This is a genomic window from Rhodohalobacter mucosus, from assembly GCF_003150675.1.
In the GTDB taxonomy this organism is placed as follows: domain Bacteria; phylum Bacteroidota; class Rhodothermia; order Balneolales; family Balneolaceae; genus Rhodohalobacter; species Rhodohalobacter mucosus.
On sequence record NZ_QGGB01000006.1, the window covers coordinates 25,537 to 44,049 of the forward strand.

The following is an 18,513-nucleotide window of genomic DNA, read 5'->3' on the forward strand; positions in this document are numbered from 1 at the left end:
GGTACAGGGTTCAAGGCTCAAGATACAGGGTGTAGTACTAAAAAATCCTTCTGAGATCGAAAATCAACTATCTCCAATCAGAGATCATCCTACCCTCTCCCGTCTCACGTTTGACGTCTGATGTTTCACTTTTACCTTCTGCCTTCTGCCTTTTCCCTTTGCGGTTCTGCACTTCGTTTCAAATCGCTTGTCATAAACATTCCAAATCCTGTTCTAACATGAATTCCACCTTTGATTTTTGAGGCAGAAGTGGGTACCTTTTCAAGCTGTCTCGTATGGGGCAAAAATGATTCATATATGAAAGTGTGAGCTGCCGGAAGTGAAGCTCTTTTCTGATGGATTTTCGGGGCAAGCTACCCCGTCTTTTTACGCGTAAAAAAGCATTCTAAAACGATAAACAATCGAATGAATAAAGGAACTGTAGCACAGATTATCGGCCCTGTGGTCGACGTGGACTTTGAACAGGGCAAACTGCCAAAAGTGATGAGCGCTCTCTACATCGAGCGGGAAGACAAATCAAGACTCTACCTGGAAGTGGCTCAGCATCTCGGTGAAAACCGCGTGAGAACCATTGCGATGGACTCGACCGACGGACTGGTGCGGGAAACCGATGTGATCGATACCGAAGGGCCGATCTCCATGCCGGTGGGCGAGGATATCCGCGGACGCCTCTTCAATGTTGTGGGTGAAGCAATTGATGGCATTGATCAGCCCAAGGGCGATCGCCGCTACCCGATTCACCGCGAAGCTCCCAAATTTGAAGACCTTGCAACATCCACCGAAATGCTGGAGACCGGCATCAAAGTGATCGATCTTCTCTGTCCCTATGCTAAAGGCGGTAAGATCGGACTTTTCGGAGGTGCCGGTGTAGGTAAAACGGTACTGATCCAGGAGCTCATCAACAACATTGCCAAGCAGCACGGTGGTCTATCCGTTTTTGCAGGAGTGGGTGAGCGTACACGTGAAGGAAATGACCTTCTTCGGGAGTTTATCGAATCCGGTGTAATCAACTATGGCGATGAATTCAAAGAGTCGATGGAAAACGGCGAATGGGATCTCTCCAAAGTGGACAAGGATGTTCTGAATGATTCTCAGGCCACCCTCGTATTCGGCCAGATGAACGAACCGCCGGGAGCCCGTGCACGCGTGGCTCTATCCGGACTGACCGTTGCCGAATATTTCCGCGATGAAGTATCCCGGGATATTCTGCTCTTCATCGACAACATTTTCCGGTTTACGCAGGCCGGATCCGAGGTATCTGCCCTTCTGGGCCGTATGCCGTCTGCCGTGGGTTACCAGCCGACGCTGGCCACAGAGATGGGCGACCTCCAGGAGCGTATTACATCCACAAAGAGCGGATCGATTACCTCCGTTCAGGCTATCTACGTACCTGCCGATGACCTGACCGACCCTGCTCCGGCAACCACCTTCTCTCACCTTGATGCGACCACCGTGTTGAGCCGTGCGCTGACGCAGATCGGTATCTATCCGGCCGTGGATCCGCTCGATTCAACATCGCGTATTCTTGATCCGAAAGTACTGGGTGAAGCACACTACAAATGTGCACAGAACGTGAAGGAGATCCTTCAGAAGTACAAGGATCTGCAGGATATCATCGCCATTCTGGGTATGGATGAACTTTCCGACGAAGATAAGCTAGTGGTATCGCGGGCACGACGCGTTCAGCGATTCCTCAGTCAGCCGTTCTTCGTGGCCGAGCAGTTTACGGGCCAGAGCGGTGAGTACGTCAAGATTGAAGATACCATCAAGGCGTTCAACATGATTCTGGACGGAGAGCTTGATCACCTGCCTGAAAATGCGTTTCACCTGGTTGGAACCATTGAGCAGGCCATCGAAAAAGGTGAAAGACTGACGGCCGAAGCGGAAGCTGAAGCGTAATCAAACCATAACCCAATTGAGGTAACACCGTGGCAAATACGTTTCAGGCACAGGTACTCACACCCGACGGATCCCTTTTTGAAGGGGAGGTAACCGGCGTAAGGGTGCCCGGCGTTCAGGGTAACTTTATGATGCTGCACAATCACGCACCGATCGTTTCTACACTGGGCGTAGGTGCGGTGGTTATCACAAAACCGGATAACAGCGAAATTGTGTATGCCGTCAGCGGCGGGTTTGTGGAGATGAACGACAACAGCATGACCCTTCTTGCGGAAAAAGCGGAAGAAGCATCCGAGATTGACAAAGAGGAAGCTGAGATGTTGCTTAAGGAAGCCAAAGGGCTTCTTTCAGATACCGTCGGCGACCGAAGCAAAGCGGAAAAAGAAGTAGCGATCGCTAAAAACAGGCTGAAGTTGGCCGATTAGAACCGCATTTGTTTTTGAACCATTTTAAAGCCTGTTCCGGGTAACCGGGGCAGGCTTTTTTTTGAGGCTAATAGGCAAAAGGATGGCCTTGAGGTCAGCCATGGAGGGAGGGGGAATGTTCAATGTTCAATGTTCAATGTTCAACCGAGCAACCGAATAACCGAACAATGAACAAGGGTATAGTTGGATAAATTGGTATCCGATAGCTGAAAGCTGATCGCTTAAAAAAGAATCCAAAGCTGCAATATACTACTCTGGTGCGCTTGGATTTTTGCGTCCGGAGACTCCATATACGATCATGCCGATGAAGGCGATTACCAGCATCAGCTGGCCAAACCAGTCGCCGTACCGTGCAAAGAAGGTTTTATGGTCGGACGTATAGATGGTGAAGGTGAAGGCAGCATCGACCCAGTACTCCGTTTCGAGCTGCACCTTGCCGTCGGGGGAGATGATTCCGGAAATGCCGTTGTTGGCCGATCGCACAATCCATCGCCGCTGCTCGATCGATCGAAGCCGTGCATAGTCGAAATGCTGCACATGTCCGTTCGAATCGCCCCACCAGCCGTCGTTGGTGATGATTGTTAGGAAGTCGGCACCGTCCTGCACAAACCGGTTCACCCAACCGGGAAAGACCGAATCGTAGCAGATCAGTGCGGGTGTGCTGTGCGAATTTACGGAGAAATTAACCGGTTCACGGCCCAGGCCGTACCCCATCAGGTTACCCCAGTCAATCCAGCCAAAACGGTCGATACGGTGGAAAAAATTCACAAAGGGAAATCGTTCAACCACAGGCACCAGTTTGCCCTTGCGATAAACGCTGTTCTCCTCTGTGGGATGCAGGTTGAATGCGGCGTTGTAGACCCGGTATGAGGTTCCGTTCCCTGTGGTTCTGTACACGGTTTGTCCGTTCGGTTCCGGAAAGTATTCCACGAACCCCGCTCCGGCAATCAGTTCCGTATCCCAGACGCGCAGGGAATCGCGGATCCGGTTAAAATGACGATTCTGCAGGGCGAGCGAGCTCATCATGGCGTTTTCGGGCCACACCACTACATCGGTATCGTCCGTCACGACGGATGCCGTCTGAGTCAGGATTTTGGTGATGAGATCATCGAGTGTATCATGTCCTCCGTAGGGTGTAACATAGGAGTCTGAATTGGGCTGTACCACGGCTACGTTCAACGGCTCACCCGATTCAGCGGGAATTGAGGCAAAGGCCAGCAGGGAGAAGAGCGGGAACAGAAGAAACGCCGTAAGAGACTGGTACAACACAGGCTTTTCAGGTCGGGTAAGATAGCGATAAAAAAGCGAGGCGGAGAGCACCACCCAGAATGAGATGCCAAGCACTCCCGTATATGAAATATACTGAATGGCGCCCGTCAGGTTGGCCCAGCCGTTGCCCAGGGTGAGCCAGGGCCAGGCCAGGTCCCAGTTGTGGTGTAGAAATTCATAACTGACCCATACAGCGGCCGCAACTACAGCAGAACCGAGGGGATTCATACGTGACCGGAAGAGGGTTCGAATGAGCAGCAGAGGCACGAGCATGATCGCCGCATTTGCAACGATCGCGGCAATGCCGCCGGATACCGTTGCCATCATCAGCCAGTAGGTTACCAGCAGGTTCCACAATACAAGTGCAGGATAGCTGTAGAGGATGGTTTCCCTTTTTGTGGCGCTCAGCTCCCCGATTCTGAACAGGAAGACGAACGCAGGTATCTGAAGAATTGCCAGATTGAAAGGCGGAAATGAAAGCGACAGCAGGATGGCGGATAAAAGCGAGAGCGCCCAGGGCCGGTTCCAGATCGGTAAACGTTTCATCCGTTCATACAGGTTTGAAATTTCATGGTGATGTTGCTTAAATCATTCACTGTAATCCTTTCCGGATACAATGACAACGAATTCGCCCTTAATGGAGTCCTTCTGCTGCCAGCGTTCCAGCAGAGGCTCCAGTTTGTCGCGGTCGAGCTCCTCAAACTTTTTGGTCAGTTCGCGCGCTACGCATACCCAACGCTCATCACCCGCAAAATCGTGCAGCTGTTTTAAAAAACGAACCAGCTTATGCGGACTCACATAGATCACCGAGGTGATTTCTGACGCAGCGATCGCTTCAATGCGTGTTTTACGGCCTTTTTTGGGAGGTAAAAACCCCTCGAACACGTAGCGGTCGCAGGGAAGTCCGCTTGCAGCCAGGGCGGTGGTGGCCGCATCAGGCCCCGGAATGGCGCTAACCGTATGACCATTCCGGTGTGCCGCGCGGGCAGCAAGGAAACCGGGATCCGAAATTCCGGGCATCCCCGCATCCGAAATTACCGCAATGTCCTGTCCGCCCGCAAGCAGGTTCATAATATGACCAACCTTCTGGTGCTCATTGTGTTGATGAAACGAAAAAGTCGGTTTATTGATTTGAAAGTGCTGTAACAGTACCCCTGATGTGCGGGTGTCCTCGCACGCTATCTGGTCCACGGAACGAAGAGTTTCCACAGCCCTGGGCGAAAAGTCGCTCAGGTTTCCAATGGGTGTCGCTACCAGGTATAATGTTGCCACAGTGGATATATTGGGTTATTCCGCACGGCAGATGACGGTTTTAAATAAGTGACAAAGATAATAACAAAATCTTGTAGTTTGTTCAGGGTTTCCCGAAACCCTGGAACTGAGAAGAAAACGGGCATTACAGGGTACATCAACAGAATATATTCCCAGAGACAAACTTTTCGGGATCACACACAAAATTATTAACCGGTTAATTACATACTTATGAACTTTCAACCATCCGGCATTAATCATATGACCATTCGAGTAAACGAGATCGAGCGGTCGGAAGAGTTTTACGGGGATATTCTCGGGTTTGAACTCGTAAGAAAAATGGGACAAAGCATGGCGGTCTACAAAATAGGGGACGAAGATACCCTGGTAATTGTGGAAGCGGAAACGAGTTACGATCCCAACTCCCGTGATTTCAGGGTAGACCATATCGGGTTTTATCTGAACTCACCGGAAGAAGTAGATGAAATGGCATCCTATCTGCGCGAGCATGAGGTGACCATCCTGAGCGGTCCCGCAAACCGTAAAAAAGGGCGATTCGTATTTGCATCCGATCCTGACGGAAATATGATTGAATTTTTCTTTGAAGGAGAGTAACCCCCTGCGGAGTGTGACGAACTGATAGAATAGTATAGTATGGCATGTTATTTGCATGCTTGAGAATCGAATACAGACAACCATTTAAACGATTGAAAAGAGCAACAGCAAAAGAATTGATGAGCACCGAACAGGAAAAAGAACAGGACCAGGACCAGAAACAGGATATGAAAGGCAGAAACAGATTCAGGCGCGCGGAGAGCCATGAGGCAGAAGTAGCCCCGGAAGAGTCCGATATGGATGCGTCAACGCAGACCGATCAGGAGACCGATGAAATTTTACTGGAACAGCAGCAGAAGATCAATGAGCTGGAAGCAGAACTACAGGAAGTGAAGGACAATCAGCTGCGTAAGGCTGCAGAGATGGAGAACTTCAGAAAACGGCTTCTGCGCGACCGGGATCAGATGTCCAGAATGGCAAAGGAGACGGCCGTTGAAGCGTTCCTGCCCGTTTACGATGACCTGCTCCGTACCATCGAAGCACTGGATAATGCCGATGCGGGCAAAGCCTACCTGGAAGGCATACGGCTGGTAGCCAATAAGTTTGAAGAAGTGCTTCACCACTTTAACGTGGAAAAAATCGATGAAACCGGCGTTCCTTTCGACGTGGACCTTCACGATGCCATGATGCGTCAAAAGCCGGAAGATGACTCCATTGAGAGCGGCACTGTATTGCAGGTGTTTGAAAACGGCTACAAAATGGGAGACAAGACACTGCGTCATGCAAAAGTAATTGTGAGCGAGTAACCACGGATTTTTTATGTCAAAAAGAGACTACTACGAAATATTAGGTGTTGACAAAAGCGCAGGTGACGGAGAGCTGAAAAAAGCATACCGCAAACTGGCGATGAAATACCATCCCGACCGAAATAAGGGAGATGCCGATGCGGAAAAGAAGTTCAAGGAAGCTTCGGAGGCGTATGATGTGCTCCGCGACCCGCAAAAACGCCAGCGGTACGATCAGTTCGGCCATGCTGGAATGAATGGAGGCGGATTCGGCGGCGCTTCCGATTTCGGAAATGCAGACTTTGAAGACATTTTCAGCCGGTTCAGCGACATCTTCGGCGGAGATATTTTTGGAGGAGACCCGTTTGGGGGCGGACGCGGACAGAGCCGCCGCCGCAGAGGAACGGGACGGCCGGGATCCGACATGAAGCTGAGGGTAGAGCTCACCCTTGAAGAGATTGCGGAGGGCGCGGAGAAAACGCTCAAAGTGAAAAAGCATGTGAAATGTGATGCCTGCAACGGAACCGGAGCGGAGACCGAAGCCGATTTTGAGACCTGCGGCACCTGCAATGGCGTGGGTGAGGTTCGGCAGGTGTCACGCACCATGTTTGGCCAGTTTGTCAATGTACAACCCTGCCCGACATGCAACGGAGAAGGAAAAATCATTAAAAATCGCTGTTCAGAGTGCGGTGGTGAAGGCCGCATGAAAAGCGATGAGAAGATCAAGGTTAACATACCGTCGGGCGTGGCCAACGGTAATTATATCACGCTCCGGCGTCAGGGGAACGCGGGGATACGCGGCGGCCAGCCGGGCGATCTGATCGTTCTGATAGAAGAAAAACCCCATGAGGATTTTGAACGCGAGGGCAATGATATTTTCTACGATCTCAGTCTGAGTATCCCGGATGCCATTTTGGGTACTGAGGTGCAGGTTCCTACACTGAAGGGAAAAGCCAAAGTTAAAATTGAACCGGGCACACAGCCCGGCAAGCTGCTTCGCATGAAAGAGCGGGGCATACGGGGGCTCAATAATTCAGGTACAGGCGATCAATACATTCGCATAAATATGTATGTGCCGAAAGATCTCACTCCCGAGGAGAGGTCGCATGTGGAAGCGCTGAGGGGCGAAAAACACTTTGATCCGGCGGATGCAAAAGAACGCGACAAGAGCTTCTTTTCCAAAATTAAAGACGTTTTCGGGTAAACCGCAGATGCCGGACAAAAACTGAATGGTGCGGGGTGTCGGTATCTGTCACCCATGTCTTGTATCTTGTTGCCTCTGGAAATCAACGTGCAATCAAATCTGATATGGGACTCATAGAAATCGGCATTATAGCAGTGGCTGCGCTTGGAGCGGGTGCGCTCATCACATTTCTGATTCTGAACTCTAAAATTACACTTCTCAGAGAGAGAAACAGCCTTCAGGAGACAGAACTGGAAGAGCGGGAGAACAGGCTTGAGGCGCAGCGTGCTGAGAAAAGCGCTCTGGAGACGGAGCTTGCGACGCTGCGAGCCGATTACCGGAATCTTCAGGAGCGGCTGTCGGAGCAGAAGGGGGAACTGGAGGAGCTTCAAAAGACCTTTAGAAATGAGTTCAGAAATCTGGCAAACGATATCCTGGAGGAGAAGTCGAAAAAATTTACCGAGCAGAATCGCGAAAAACTGGATGCCCTTCTGAAGCCGCTCGGCGAAAAAATATCGGAGTTTCAGAAACGTGTTGAAGATACCCACCGTGAGGACGTAAAAGGGCGAAGCGCACTGGATCAGCATCTGAAAACCCTGCGCGAGCTGAACCAGAAAATGAGCGACGAAGCCCGAAATCTCACCAAAGCCCTTAAAGGCGATACCAAAAAGCAGGGGAACTGGGGAGAGGTGATCCTGCAGCGGATTCTAGAGAAGTCCGGCCTTCGAAAAGGCTACGAATATCATACCCAGCAGAGCAGCACAAATGAAGACGGCAGGCGGCTTCAGCCCGATGTAATCGTACACCTGCCCGATGAGAAGAAATTGGTTGTGGACTCAAAAGTTTCTCTCACCGCCTACGAAAAATATGCATCGGCCGAGGACACCGAAGAGCAGCAGGCGGCACTTAAACAGCATATTCATTCACTCAGGGCACATGTAAAAGGGCTTGGAAACAAGAACTATGAACAGATTCACGGGTTTCAGAGCCCGGATTTTGTGCTGATGTTTATTCCCATTGAGCCTGCATTCGGACTCGCAATGCACAACGATCCGGAACTGTACAACGAAGCATTCGATAAAAATATCATCATCGTAAGTCCCACAACGCTGCTGGCCACGCTTGCCACAATCGACAATGTCTGGAAGCAGGAGTACCAGAATAAAAATGCGATGGATATCGCGGAACGGGGAGGTGCACTTTACGACAAGTTCGTTCTTTTTGTAGAGAGCATGAAGGATATCGGGAACAGGATACAGCAGACGCAAAAAAGCTATGATGAGGCGATGAACCGCCTGAGCGAGGGGTCAGGAAACCTGGTCAGACAGACGGAAATGCTCCGTGAACTGGGTGCAAAGGCATCAAAGAAACTTCCGGATGCAATGGTTGACAGAAAACCGGACCCCGAAAAAGAAGATCAGGGAGAGGCGTAGTTTAGAGGTTCGATCAGGGCAGCCAGATCGTGACCATTATGATTGGAAACGGCCGTATACCAATTGTCTTCCCATTTCCAGGAGAGTACGTGTCGTGAGTCCACTTCAGCGATGTGAAAGTCGGTTGTTTTTACACATTTTTCGACAGCTTCCCTGTTCCGAACGATATTCCTGTTTTGATCAATCTCATTCACGCTGAATGCAAACAAAAAGATGGATTCATTAATGTCCGGCTGTTGATATTCAAGCAGAGGGGCCTTCATTCCATTGTAGAAATCGGACATGAATACACCCGCAAATTTAGCGCCGGTAATTTTCGGAACGGTAATGGAGACGCCGTGGTGATCGATCAAATACTGTTCTGCGTCCTCCTCTGACGATGTTGCAAAGTGGTACGTGGGAGCTTTTCCGCTCGTGTTGGCAAAATGAACAGCGGTGTAATCTTCTACGGTAGCTGCCATGAACTCGTCCGCACTGTCCATTCTGTCGAGAAAACGGAGGGTGGTAAGCGTAATAAAGAGAATCACAGCCGCTGCAGCAAGATAACGCAGAGTTGGATAGAGGATGGTGCGTGTGAAACTATCATCTTTCACTGTCCCGGAGCTTTCACTGATGCTCTCGGATTCTGTCTCCATATCCCGCAATGAGGAATTTTGGTCCATCTCCTCAATAAGCCGGTGCACATTTTTTTTCAGGTGTTCGGGTGCCTTGAGACGACGGAGCTTCTCCGAAAGAAGCTTTTTAATCATCATAGCATCTTCATACTCTTCACGCACATCAGGATCAGACTCAATATAGGCCATAAAAGCCATTCTGAGCTCATCGGATGCTTCACCGTCGACTACCGCCGGTAAGATATCCAGTGCCTGTTTTTTTGTTAACCTGATCATGTGAAATGAAGTTGTGCTGCTGTAGATTATTTACATATGGAAAGCAATCTTAACCGATTTCTTCCTCTTCCATGGTCAAAAACGCAAACTTTTTATCCACCATTCACTCCGGAATGCATTTAAGATAGCTGTTAATCACCCGTTTAACCGTATCAACAGCAGCAGGTTAACCTTCCGAAAAGGATTTGAAGAGAGTCCAGGGGGCTTTTTTTGGGATGTTGCCACTGAAATGTATGCTCTTTTTGAGAGTGGGATGGCTGAACTCAATTTCCCGGGCATGCAGGCAGATACCGGAAGCGTTTGCCGAGCCATATCGTGAGTCTCCCGTGATCGGATAGCCGTGTCCTGCGAGCTGCACGCGTATCTGGTGCGGCCTCCCGGTCATCAGATTAACTTTCAAAAGTGATTTACCGCACGCTTCACCCAGTTTTTGGAATGAGAGGCGCGCTTCCTTTGCACCGCGGGTATCCCTTGATACGATACGCGTGATGTTCTTATTCGGATCCTTGAGCAGAAAATCATCCAGAAAACCGTTGGAGGGTGCGCTGCCCTCTACAATGGCCAGGTAGGTTTTTTTCAGTTTGCGCCTTCGAACCTGGTCGCTTAATCGGGATGCGGCTTTAGATGTTTTTGCAAGCACCATTACACCGCTAACGGGTTTGTCAAGCCGGTGGACCAGGCCCAGAAACACATTGCCGGGTTTTCCGTACTCTTTTTTCAGATAAGCTTTGCACAGCGTGAGCACATCGGGTGTTGCGGTACGGTCTTCCTGAGAAAGCACACCGGACGGCTTGTTGATGACCAGCAGGTGGTTGTCTTCAAAGAGAATTTCAATATCGGGTTGTGTACCGGTTGTTTTCATTTTGTTGAAGTAGTAAGTGTTAAGTGAAAAGGCAGAAGGCAGAAGGCAAAAGTTGGTGGTTCGTTGTTAGTTGTGTGTTGCCAGTTGTCTGTACCCTGCTGCCTGCCGCCTGTGCCCTGTGCCCTGCCGCCTGTGCCTTGTGGGATGCCGCCTGCACCTGAATATAAACCTTTTATCCGGGGATGTGGTTTTCGTATTTTATTCCCGGAGTACTGCCTATGCCAATCAGTCTGGAAGAAAAAATATCCCATCTGCCGCTCAAACCCGGTGTTTATCAGTTCAAAGACAGCCGCGGGAACTATCTCTATGTAGGCAAGGCCAAGCGTCTCCGGAACAGGGTGAGATCCTATTTTCAGAGCTCCCGGAGCCATGACGGGCGCATTCGCCTAATGGTATCCAAGATTGAGGATGTGGACGTTATTGTTACCGACTCGGAAGCTGAAGCGCTGATACTGGAAAACAACCTTATCAAAAAGCATCAGCCCCGGTACAATATCATGTACAGGGATGACAAGTCGTATCCCTACATTTGCGTTACGCCCGGTGGTCGTCCGCGCGTTTACCCGACCCGCACCATCATCCGTGACGGCAGCCGGTATTACGGTCCGTACGACCATGTAGGCCATATGAGGCGCATGCTGGAGACCATCCGCAAGGCATTCGGACTTTGTACTTGTGCCGTATCGCCCAAGATGATAGACAAGTCGCGCGGTGCCCCGAAATGGCACTCCTGTTTTGACGACTATCTGAAGAACTGCTCGGGCGACTGGGACGAGGAGGTGTACCGCACAACCATTGAAAAGGTGGAGAAGCTTCTGTCGGGAAAAACGGACGATCTGATCCGCGAGGTAAAAGAGGAGATGCAGATTGCCTCGGAAGCGATGGACTTTGAGGAAGCCGCCCGCCTGCGCGACAGCATGATCTCCCTGCAGAAGTACAATCAGAAGATGAAAATCGTTGCCAATAAGGATGTTCACCGGGATGTGTTTGCGCTTGATGTGGATGAAGAGCTGGGTGAAGCGTGCGGCGTTCTGTTCAAGATACGCGAGGGCAAACTGATCGGTAAATTTCACCGGTTTCTGAAGAATATTGAGGGGACTCCGCGCCCTGTAATGATGCAGTCGTTTGTTGAGGATTACTATACAAGCCAGTTAGCGGGAGCCATACCTGATGAGGTCTATCTTAGTGATCCCATCGAAGATGACGGTCCGCTTCTTGAATATCTGTGGGAACAGAGAGGAAAAAAAGTGCCGGTGCTTGTTCCGCAAATCGGAGAGAAAAAACAGCTGATACGGATGGCGGTGACCAATGCCGGCCTCAATCTGGGTGAAAGGAAACTGGAGAAACAGAAAGCAGAGAAGGAGAGGATACCCCAGGCGGTAAAAGACCTGAAACAGTTTTTATCTTTGTCGAGGCTGCCGAGGAGAATTGAGTGTTTTGACAACTCCAATATTCAGGGATCGGACCCTGTGGCTTCCATGGTCTGTTTTGTTGATGGCCAGCCCAGAAAGAGTGAGTACAAGCGGTTCAGGATCAGAACCGTAACCGGTGCGGACGATTATGCATCCATGAAGGAGATTGTGATGAGGCGGTACAAACGAATCAAACGGGAGAAGCAGCAGCCGCCCGATCTGATACTGATTGACGGAGGCAAAGGTCAGCTGAATGCGGCGCTTGAGGGGCTTCGGGAGATCGATTTTGAGGGACACAGCGATGTGGCAGGGCTGGCCAAGAGGCTGGAGGAGGTATTTCTTCCCGGCAGGGCCGACCCGGTAATGATTCCAAAAACATCCTCTGCACTCAAGCTGCTTCAGAGGGCGCGTGATGAGGCACACCGGTTTGCCATCACCTACCACCGCAAAAAACGGTCGGACCGCACGCTAAAGACGGAATTGACCGATATTGAGGGAGTTGGCGACAAAACGGCAAGAAAACTGCTCTCGGAGTTTGGGTCTGTAAGCAAAATCAGGGAGGCCGGGATGGAAGAGCTGACCGATCTGCTGGGTGCCGTAACCGGCGAACGGGTGTACAGGCACTATCGTGATGAAACGTGAACAACTTAGCATGAAAATGTGATAGATAGTTGGCCGGTTAGCGTGTATTGTACAGGAAACGCAGGGTTACTGCGCAAAATCTGCAAATTCGGCAGGTGCGGAACCTTGGCACCATATGTGCAGTATATATTAACAGACGCTTGAGCGAAGGCTGAATGTTCAAATTGAAAATTCTGTTTTCGTATAAGTGTGACAGACTTTAAATTAACTTCAGCCATGAAGCTTACAACATCCGACTCCATACCGGCCAGCTACGAGCAGATGCAGGACAAAGAGCTCGTTCGACTTTTCAGAAAGAAAGACGACCAGCTTGCGTTCAGGGAACTGATGAACCGTCATCAGTCCAAGATCTACTCCTACATCTTCAGCATGATTCAGAATCGTGAGGTGGCTAACGACATTTTTCAGGAGACCTTTACCAAGGTGATTACCAAAATGGATGACACCTACAATGAACAGGGTAAATGGATTGCCTGGGTGATGCGGATTGCACATAATGCAACAATTGATCATATAAGAAAACAAAAACGTTTTGTCGACGTTAGTAGCTCATACGACAAAGAGTCGAAAACGGACTTTTACGATAGATTGCCCGACGAAGACTCTCCGAGTCAGCAGGAAAAGCTTGAGCTGGATGAATCCACGAGCAGTTTGCTGAAGCATATTTCCAATTTACCGGAAGAGCAGAGAACTGTGGTAATGCTGCGCCATTACTATGAGATGCCCTTCAAGGAAATTGCTGAAATGACCGGAGTTTCCATCAATACCGCACTGGGGCGGATGAGATACGCGCTGATCAATCTTCGTAAAATGTTCGATGAGGAACGTGAGAAGGAATCAAGCAATGTATGAAGAATAACAGGGATACCAACAGTATAACGTATCTGTTCAGTGAAATGGACCCTTCGGAGGAAGTGGAGTTTGAACGAAGCCTGAACGAAAATGAAAATCTGTTAATAGAAGTAGAATCGTTCAGAAAGGTGACGGAACGTCTGAACGATCTTCCAAAAGTGGAACCGCCAAAAGAGGTTTGCGAATCGATTTACGCCATGGCGGCAAATCGACCCGCGAGCCGAAGTACGTGGCACAGGCCGATCTTCTACGCGGCGGCCGCTGTACTCTTTGCCGGATTCACCGCCACCGCATTGATCACAGATCCAGAAGAATCTTCTGCAGGTGCGGATCAGGCTGCCCAAGCATCCTCCTCCTACGGAACCGTTATGCAGGCACCTTCTGCCGATACCGGCTCACAGCTTACCAATCAAACCAGTACCGTGAAACCGATGCCGTGGGTAGACAATAACGAGGTGATCCGGTTCAGCGACCGGATTGGCCAGACGGAGTCCGCTTCGTTCGATTCCATATTCAGAAACAGCTACCAGCGGCTAACGCCCTTAACCGACTCAGACTCATTCCGCGGTATGCAGCGTCAGCTGCAGCTTACCGGTTCCCGTCCGCGATAAGAGCCTGCAGGGTACAGATTATATTAGAGCCGCAAGCATTGATAAATCAGTGATCTGTACACCTTTTCCACGGGCACATGTGAATAACTTCTTTTGTTTACCTATGTACTAGGGGTTATATTCATTTGCAATGTTCATCTAAACAGCACCTGTATACCGAATGGGTAAAATAATCTCCATTGCCAACCAAAAGGGTGGCGTGGGCAAAACGACAACGGCTATTAATCTTGCGGCAAGCCTCGCCGCCATAGAGCATCCTACACTTATACTGGATATCGATCCGCAAAGCAACTCCACAAGCGGCCTGGGTATAGAGCCGAAAACCGTCTCGAACTCGGTATATGAAGTGATGGTGGGAGGCGTGGACGTAATGAATGCCATTCGCGAAACCGAGCTTCCCTTTCTGGATTTGATTCCATCGCATATCAACCTGGTCGGGGCCGAAATAGAGATGGTTGACCGCAACCGGCGCGAGCGCATACTCGCCGACGCCATTGAGCCGTTAAAGGAGAAATACGATTTTATCATCATTGACTGTCCGCCATCGCTGGGGCTTCTTACGATCAATGCGCTAACGGCCTCCGATTCGGTATTGATACCGGTTCAATGTGAATATTTTGCGCTGGAAGGGCTTGGGCAGCTGCTCAATACGATAAAGATTGTGCGGCAGCACCTGAACCCGGATCTGGATATCGAGGGCGTACTGCTCACGATGTATGATACGCGCACACGATTGTCGAACCAGGTTGCCGAAGAGGTAAAGCGTTACTTTGACGACAGGGTGTTTTCATCCGTTATATCCAGAAATGTGCGCCTGGCCGAAGCGCCCAGTTTCGGCAAACCGGCGCTTCTGTACGATGCCACCAGTGTGGGGGCTAAAAACTATCTTTCGCTGGCACGCGAAATCATACAAAGGAATAAAAAGCTGTTTAAAAACAGCCCGGTTCTGTCGAAATAGAGGAGAGATTTATGTCAAAAAAAGTGTTGGGCCGTGGTCTTGGAGCTTTCTTTCCTGAATACAATGAGGGAAATGAGGGTGATGAGAATGCGCCCGAAACAAAAACGGCCATCCCCATCGAGCCCGCCGAACGGGTAAACGTGGTTCTCAATATACCGGTTCAGCATATTCGTCCGAATCCGCATCAGCCCCGAAGTGATTTTAAGGAGGAAGCACTTGAAGAGCTGGCTTCATCCATCCGTAAACACGGCCTGATACAGCCCATTACCGTTCGCTACCTGGGAGAAAAACGATTTGAGCTGATAAGCGGCGAGCGTCGGCTTCGTGCCAGTAAACTAGCAGGAATTGACGAAATACCCGCTTACATCCGGGAAGCAAACGATGAGCAGCTGATCTCCTTTGCACTGATCGAAAATATTCAGCGCGAGCAGCTGAACCCGCTTGAAATTTCGCTGGGTTATCAACGGCTCATTGACGAGTGCGGGTATACACAGGGCGAGGTGGCTGAGCGAGTGGGTAAGAACCGCACCACGGTTACCAATATGCTTCGCCTTCTTCAGCTGCCCGACTTTATCCAGGCCGCCCTGCGCGATGAACGCATCACAACGGGTCATGCCCGGGCTCTGATCAATCTGAAAAGCGAGGAAGATCAGAAGCGCCTCTTAAAACAGATCATTTCCAAATCACTCTCCGTTCGCCAGACAGAAAAAATGGTTCAGGCGTTTGACAAGAAGAATGAAAAAACCGCCTCAGGGAAAAGCGGGAAAAAGAGTGCGGATCCTTTCCTGAATGAGATATCCAGAAGACTTCGCTCCAAACTGAGTACCCGCGTGCAAATTAGTGCGAAAGGAAAAGGCGGCGAGATAAAAATTGAATACTACTCTGATGATGATCTGGAACGACTGATACAGATTTTCGATGAGATGGGTTAAAATCAACACGTTCATGATGATTTGCCTGTTTGCCGCATTGCCGGCAAGTGCGCAGACATCCCCGGGCGAACAGGAGTTGCTCCCGGTGCAGCAGCATTTTATGAACCGGGTGGCCGGATCCGCCTATTCTGACATGCTTGAACTGCCCGATACTACGGATACGGTGCGCGAGACCTTTCCTTCGCCAAAATCCGTGATGTTTAAATCGATGATGATTCCCGGATGGGGGCAAATCGAAAACCGGCAGGCCTGGAAAGTGCCTATTGTTTACGGTTTGTTTGCCGGAGTTGGGTATTATACCTACTATTTGAATGGGCAGTATCAGGACTACCGCGCCGCCTACTACAACAGCTTTTCGGAGAATACCGACCAGCGGTTTGGCCCGACGCCGGTGAGGCTGCAGGGTGTAAACCGGTCGCAGCTGCAATCGAACCGAAACAGCCTGCGGAACAGGCGTGATTTTATGGCCATTGTATTTTTGTTGGCCTACGGTTTAAACGCGGTGGATGCCTATGTTTTTGCCCACATGCGCAGTTTTGACGTATCCGACGATTTAACCGCCCGAACGTTGCTGAGCCCGGATCTGCTTGCGGACGGCTCGCCGGGTATTACACTTTCGATATCACTTTCAAAAAAGTAGCATACCATGCCAGCACCAGAATTTTTATCCGAAAACGAAAGACCCTCCGATCATTTTGAATCGGAAAGCAACCAGGATCTATGGAGCATATTCAAAATCATGGGGGAGTTCGTAGACGGCTATGACAAGCTGTTGCGAATAGGTCCCTGTATCTCCGTATTTGGATCGGCACGGCTGAAACCGGGCAGCAGATACTATGATATGGCCATCAAGACGGCTGAAATGATCACAGAAAACGGATTTGGCGTGATCACAGGCGGAGGGCCAGGAATTATGGAGGCGGGCAACCGCGGTGCGCACAACAAAGGAGGTAAATCCGTGGGACTCGGTATTGAATTGCCCTTTGAACAGGGTACAAATGAATTTGTCCATCCCAAGTATGAGATCAACTTCAAGTACTTTTTTGTAAGGAAAGTGATGTTTGTGAAATATGCGCAGGGGTTCATCGTTTTTCCCGGAGGATTTGGAACGCTGGATGAACTGTTTGAGACGCTGACATTGATCCAGACGAATAAAATTAAGAGAATTCCAATTGTAATGGTGGGTACCGACTATTGGTCAGGCCTGGTTGGCTGGATTAAAACCCAGCTCATAGAAAACGGCCTGATCAGCCCTGAGGACGCTGAACTCTTCTTTTTGACCGATGATCATGAAGAAGCAGTACGCCATGTTTGCGAATTTTACAGGAAACAAAAGCCGGAACCCAACTTTTCCTACTAGGAAACTTTTATATCCGAACAGAGTTTTTAATAAAGAAACAGGCTTTAGTGATTTTGTGTTTAAATTTTCATTAAGTTAAGCCCGTTTCATTGCATAGTAACCAATCAAAACAGATCACCATGAAATCTTTTAAACTTCTTGTATCGCTGTTTGCTGTAGTTACGCTTACGCTGGTAGCAGCAGATCAATCTCATGCACAGGACGACGCTCGTGCAGCAGCTATTCAACTTTATAACCAGGCTCAGGAACAAGCCGGCAGCGGTAATTTTACAAATGCCATGGGGCTGTTTCGCGATGCTCTTGATGTAGCCCGCGAAAACAATATCGATGATATTGTAACCCTTATCGAAGAAACCCTACCGAAAGTAGCCAGAAGCCGTGCATCCAGCGCTTACCGGGATTATCAGCAGCAGCGAACGCGTGATAACGCAACCACTGCGCTCGAATATTTCTCTGAAGCTCAGGAGGTGGGCCAGGAGTTTGGTGATCAGGAAGTGGTTCAGCAGGCAACGGCCGCCATTCCGCAGCTGCACTATATCCGATCCATCCACGAATTCCGTGATGAGGATTATGCAGCGGCCATGGAAGATCTGGATACCGCTATCGAACTTAACGGTAACTATGCTGTAGCATACTACCAGAAAGCGGTGGTCAGCAAAGCGATGAACCCTACCGATGTAGATGGGTTTATGCAGTGGTACGACCAGGCAATTGAGGTTGCACAGCGTGTAAACGATACGCGTACACTCAACAACTCGCGTGAGGGTGCTGCAGATGAGCTCATTTTCAGAGCGGTTACGCTGAAAGACGAGCGCCGCTACGACAGGGCTATCGAGCTGCTGAACCGGGTTGAGAATTATGAGTCGCAGTCTGCGGATGCCCATTACAGGCTGGCGGAAATCCATAACCTGAGAGGCAACTGGGATGAGGCTCTGAACGAAGCCCGAATGGCGCTTGACTATGAAAGCGGCGGTGTGACCGATAAAGCGAAAATCTATTTTGAGCTCGGTATGGCGTATAAAGGACTGGGCCAGAAAGAAAATGCATGCAGTGCGTTTGAAAATGCCCGCTACGGCGACTTTACCGATCCCGCCAATCATGAGCTTCAGTTTGAGCTGAAGTGCGAAGGCCATACGCCAACCGGCAGGTAGATTAACCGGAAGAATTGACGATTTTAAAAAGCCCTCATGTTGA

Annotated in this window: 18 protein-coding genes; 14 read left to right on the forward strand and 4 right to left on the reverse strand. The window is 49.9% G+C overall.

Going from position 1 to position 18,513, the window contains the following annotated elements; translation table 11 throughout:
- The first annotated feature begins 405 nt into the window (after window positions 1–405).
- A complete protein-coding gene (atpD, locus tag DDZ15_RS07875; RefSeq protein ID WP_109646547.1) occupies window positions 406–1,899 on the forward strand; it encodes a F0F1 ATP synthase subunit beta in 1,494 nt (497 codons plus the stop codon).
- Between the two features lie 29 nt (window positions 1,900–1,928).
- Window positions 1,929–2,324 carry an ATP synthase F1 subunit epsilon gene (atpC, locus tag DDZ15_RS07880; protein ID WP_109646548.1) on the forward strand — a complete coding sequence of 132 codons (396 nt, stop codon included), beginning with the start codon at window positions 1,929–1,931 and terminating at the stop codon, window positions 2,322–2,324.
- Between the two features lie 249 nt (window positions 2,325–2,573).
- Here the strand turns inward: atpC and lnt are convergent, their stop codons facing one another.
- Together lnt and rsmI are read right to left on the reverse strand one after the other, a co-directional pair.
- Window positions 2,574–4,139: an apolipoprotein N-acyltransferase gene (gene lnt, locus DDZ15_RS07885; RefSeq protein WP_109646549.1), complete on the reverse strand. Its 1,566-nt coding sequence runs from the start codon at window positions 4,137–4,139 to the stop codon at window positions 2,574–2,576.
- 42 nt (window positions 4,140–4,181) lie between these two features.
- Window positions 4,182–4,865 (reverse strand): 16S rRNA (cytidine(1402)-2'-O)-methyltransferase, encoded by a 684-nt coding sequence (gene rsmI / locus DDZ15_RS07890; protein ID WP_109646550.1) that lies wholly within the window; start codon window positions 4,863–4,865, stop codon window positions 4,182–4,184.
- Window positions 4,866–5,105: 240 nt separating this feature from the next.
- On the opposite strand from rsmI, the gene DDZ15_RS07895 reads away from it, so the two are divergent.
- The 4 genes from DDZ15_RS07895 (at window position 5,106) to DDZ15_RS07910 (ending at window position 8,800) form a co-directional block, all read left to right on the forward strand.
- Window positions 5,106–5,459 carry a VOC family protein gene (locus DDZ15_RS07895; protein WP_242978946.1) on the forward strand — a complete coding sequence of 118 codons (354 nt, stop codon included), beginning with the start codon at window positions 5,106–5,108 and terminating at the stop codon, window positions 5,457–5,459.
- A gap of 92 nt (window positions 5,460–5,551) precedes the next feature.
- Window positions 5,552–6,205: a nucleotide exchange factor GrpE gene (locus tag DDZ15_RS07900; protein ID WP_242978948.1), complete on the forward strand. Its 654-nt coding sequence runs from the start codon at window positions 5,552–5,554 to the stop codon at window positions 6,203–6,205.
- Window positions 6,206–6,218: 13 nt separating this feature from the next.
- Window positions 6,219–7,388, forward strand: a complete 1,170-nt coding sequence (gene dnaJ / locus DDZ15_RS07905; RefSeq protein WP_109646553.1) for a molecular chaperone DnaJ — start codon at window positions 6,219–6,221, stop codon at window positions 7,386–7,388.
- A 104-nt stretch (window positions 7,389–7,492) separates the two neighbouring features.
- Window positions 7,493–8,800, forward strand: coding sequence for a DNA recombination protein RmuC (locus DDZ15_RS07910; RefSeq protein ID WP_109646554.1), 1,308 nt, complete (start codon window positions 7,493–7,495; stop codon window positions 8,798–8,800).
- Here DDZ15_RS07910 and DDZ15_RS07915 read toward each other — a convergent pair.
- Window positions 8,785–9,690: an anti-sigma factor family protein gene (locus DDZ15_RS07915; RefSeq protein WP_109646555.1), complete on the reverse strand. Its 906-nt coding sequence runs from the start codon at window positions 9,688–9,690 to the stop codon at window positions 8,785–8,787. The two genes, DDZ15_RS07910 and DDZ15_RS07915, sit on opposite strands and share 16 nt — an antisense overlap.
- 166 nt (window positions 9,691–9,856) lie before the next feature.
- Entirely contained in the window at window positions 9,857–10,552 is a 696-nt protein-coding gene (locus DDZ15_RS07920) for an RluA family pseudouridine synthase (protein WP_109646556.1), read from the reverse strand.
- Window positions 10,553–10,770: 218 nt separating this feature from the next.
- On the opposite strand from DDZ15_RS07920, the gene uvrC reads away from it, so the two are divergent.
- The 8 genes from uvrC to DDZ15_RS07960 all read left to right on the forward strand — a co-directional run bounded on the left by uvrC (window position 10,771) and on the right by DDZ15_RS07960 (window position 18,470).
- The gene (uvrC, locus tag DDZ15_RS07925) at window positions 10,771–12,606 is read left to right on the forward strand and encodes an excinuclease ABC subunit UvrC (protein WP_109646846.1); all 1,836 of its coding nucleotides are present in this window, start codon (window positions 10,771–10,773) and stop codon (window positions 12,604–12,606) included.
- A gap of 216 nt (window positions 12,607–12,822) precedes the next feature.
- Window positions 12,823–13,458, forward strand: a complete 636-nt coding sequence (locus DDZ15_RS07930) for an RNA polymerase sigma factor (protein ID WP_109646557.1) — start codon at window positions 12,823–12,825, stop codon at window positions 13,456–13,458.
- A complete protein-coding gene (locus DDZ15_RS07935) occupies window positions 13,455–14,069 on the forward strand; it encodes an anti-sigma factor (protein WP_109646558.1) in 615 nt (204 codons plus the stop codon). Before DDZ15_RS07930 ends, DDZ15_RS07935 begins: the two co-directional genes overlap by 4 nt.
- A gap of 160 nt (window positions 14,070–14,229) precedes the next feature.
- On the forward strand, window positions 14,230–15,027 hold the full coding sequence (locus DDZ15_RS07940) for a ParA family protein (protein WP_109646559.1): 798 nt from the start codon (window positions 14,230–14,232) through the stop codon (window positions 15,025–15,027).
- An 11-nt stretch (window positions 15,028–15,038) separates the two neighbouring features.
- Window positions 15,039–15,959: a ParB/RepB/Spo0J family partition protein gene (locus tag DDZ15_RS07945; protein ID WP_109646560.1), complete on the forward strand. Its 921-nt coding sequence runs from the start codon at window positions 15,039–15,041 to the stop codon at window positions 15,957–15,959.
- A gap of 13 nt (window positions 15,960–15,972) precedes the next feature.
- Window positions 15,973–16,599, forward strand: coding sequence for a DUF5683 domain-containing protein (locus DDZ15_RS07950; RefSeq protein ID WP_146198545.1), 627 nt, complete (start codon window positions 15,973–15,975; stop codon window positions 16,597–16,599).
- Between the two features lie 6 nt (window positions 16,600–16,605).
- The gene (locus DDZ15_RS07955) at window positions 16,606–17,319 is read left to right on the forward strand and encodes an LOG family protein (protein ID WP_109646562.1); all 714 of its coding nucleotides are present in this window, start codon (window positions 16,606–16,608) and stop codon (window positions 17,317–17,319) included.
- A gap of 119 nt (window positions 17,320–17,438) precedes the next feature.
- Complete coding sequence (locus DDZ15_RS07960) at window positions 17,439–18,470, forward strand: tetratricopeptide repeat protein (RefSeq protein ID WP_109646563.1); 1,032 nt, start codon at window positions 17,439–17,441, stop codon at window positions 18,468–18,470.
- The last annotated feature ends 43 nt before the right edge of the window (window positions 18,471–18,513 follow it).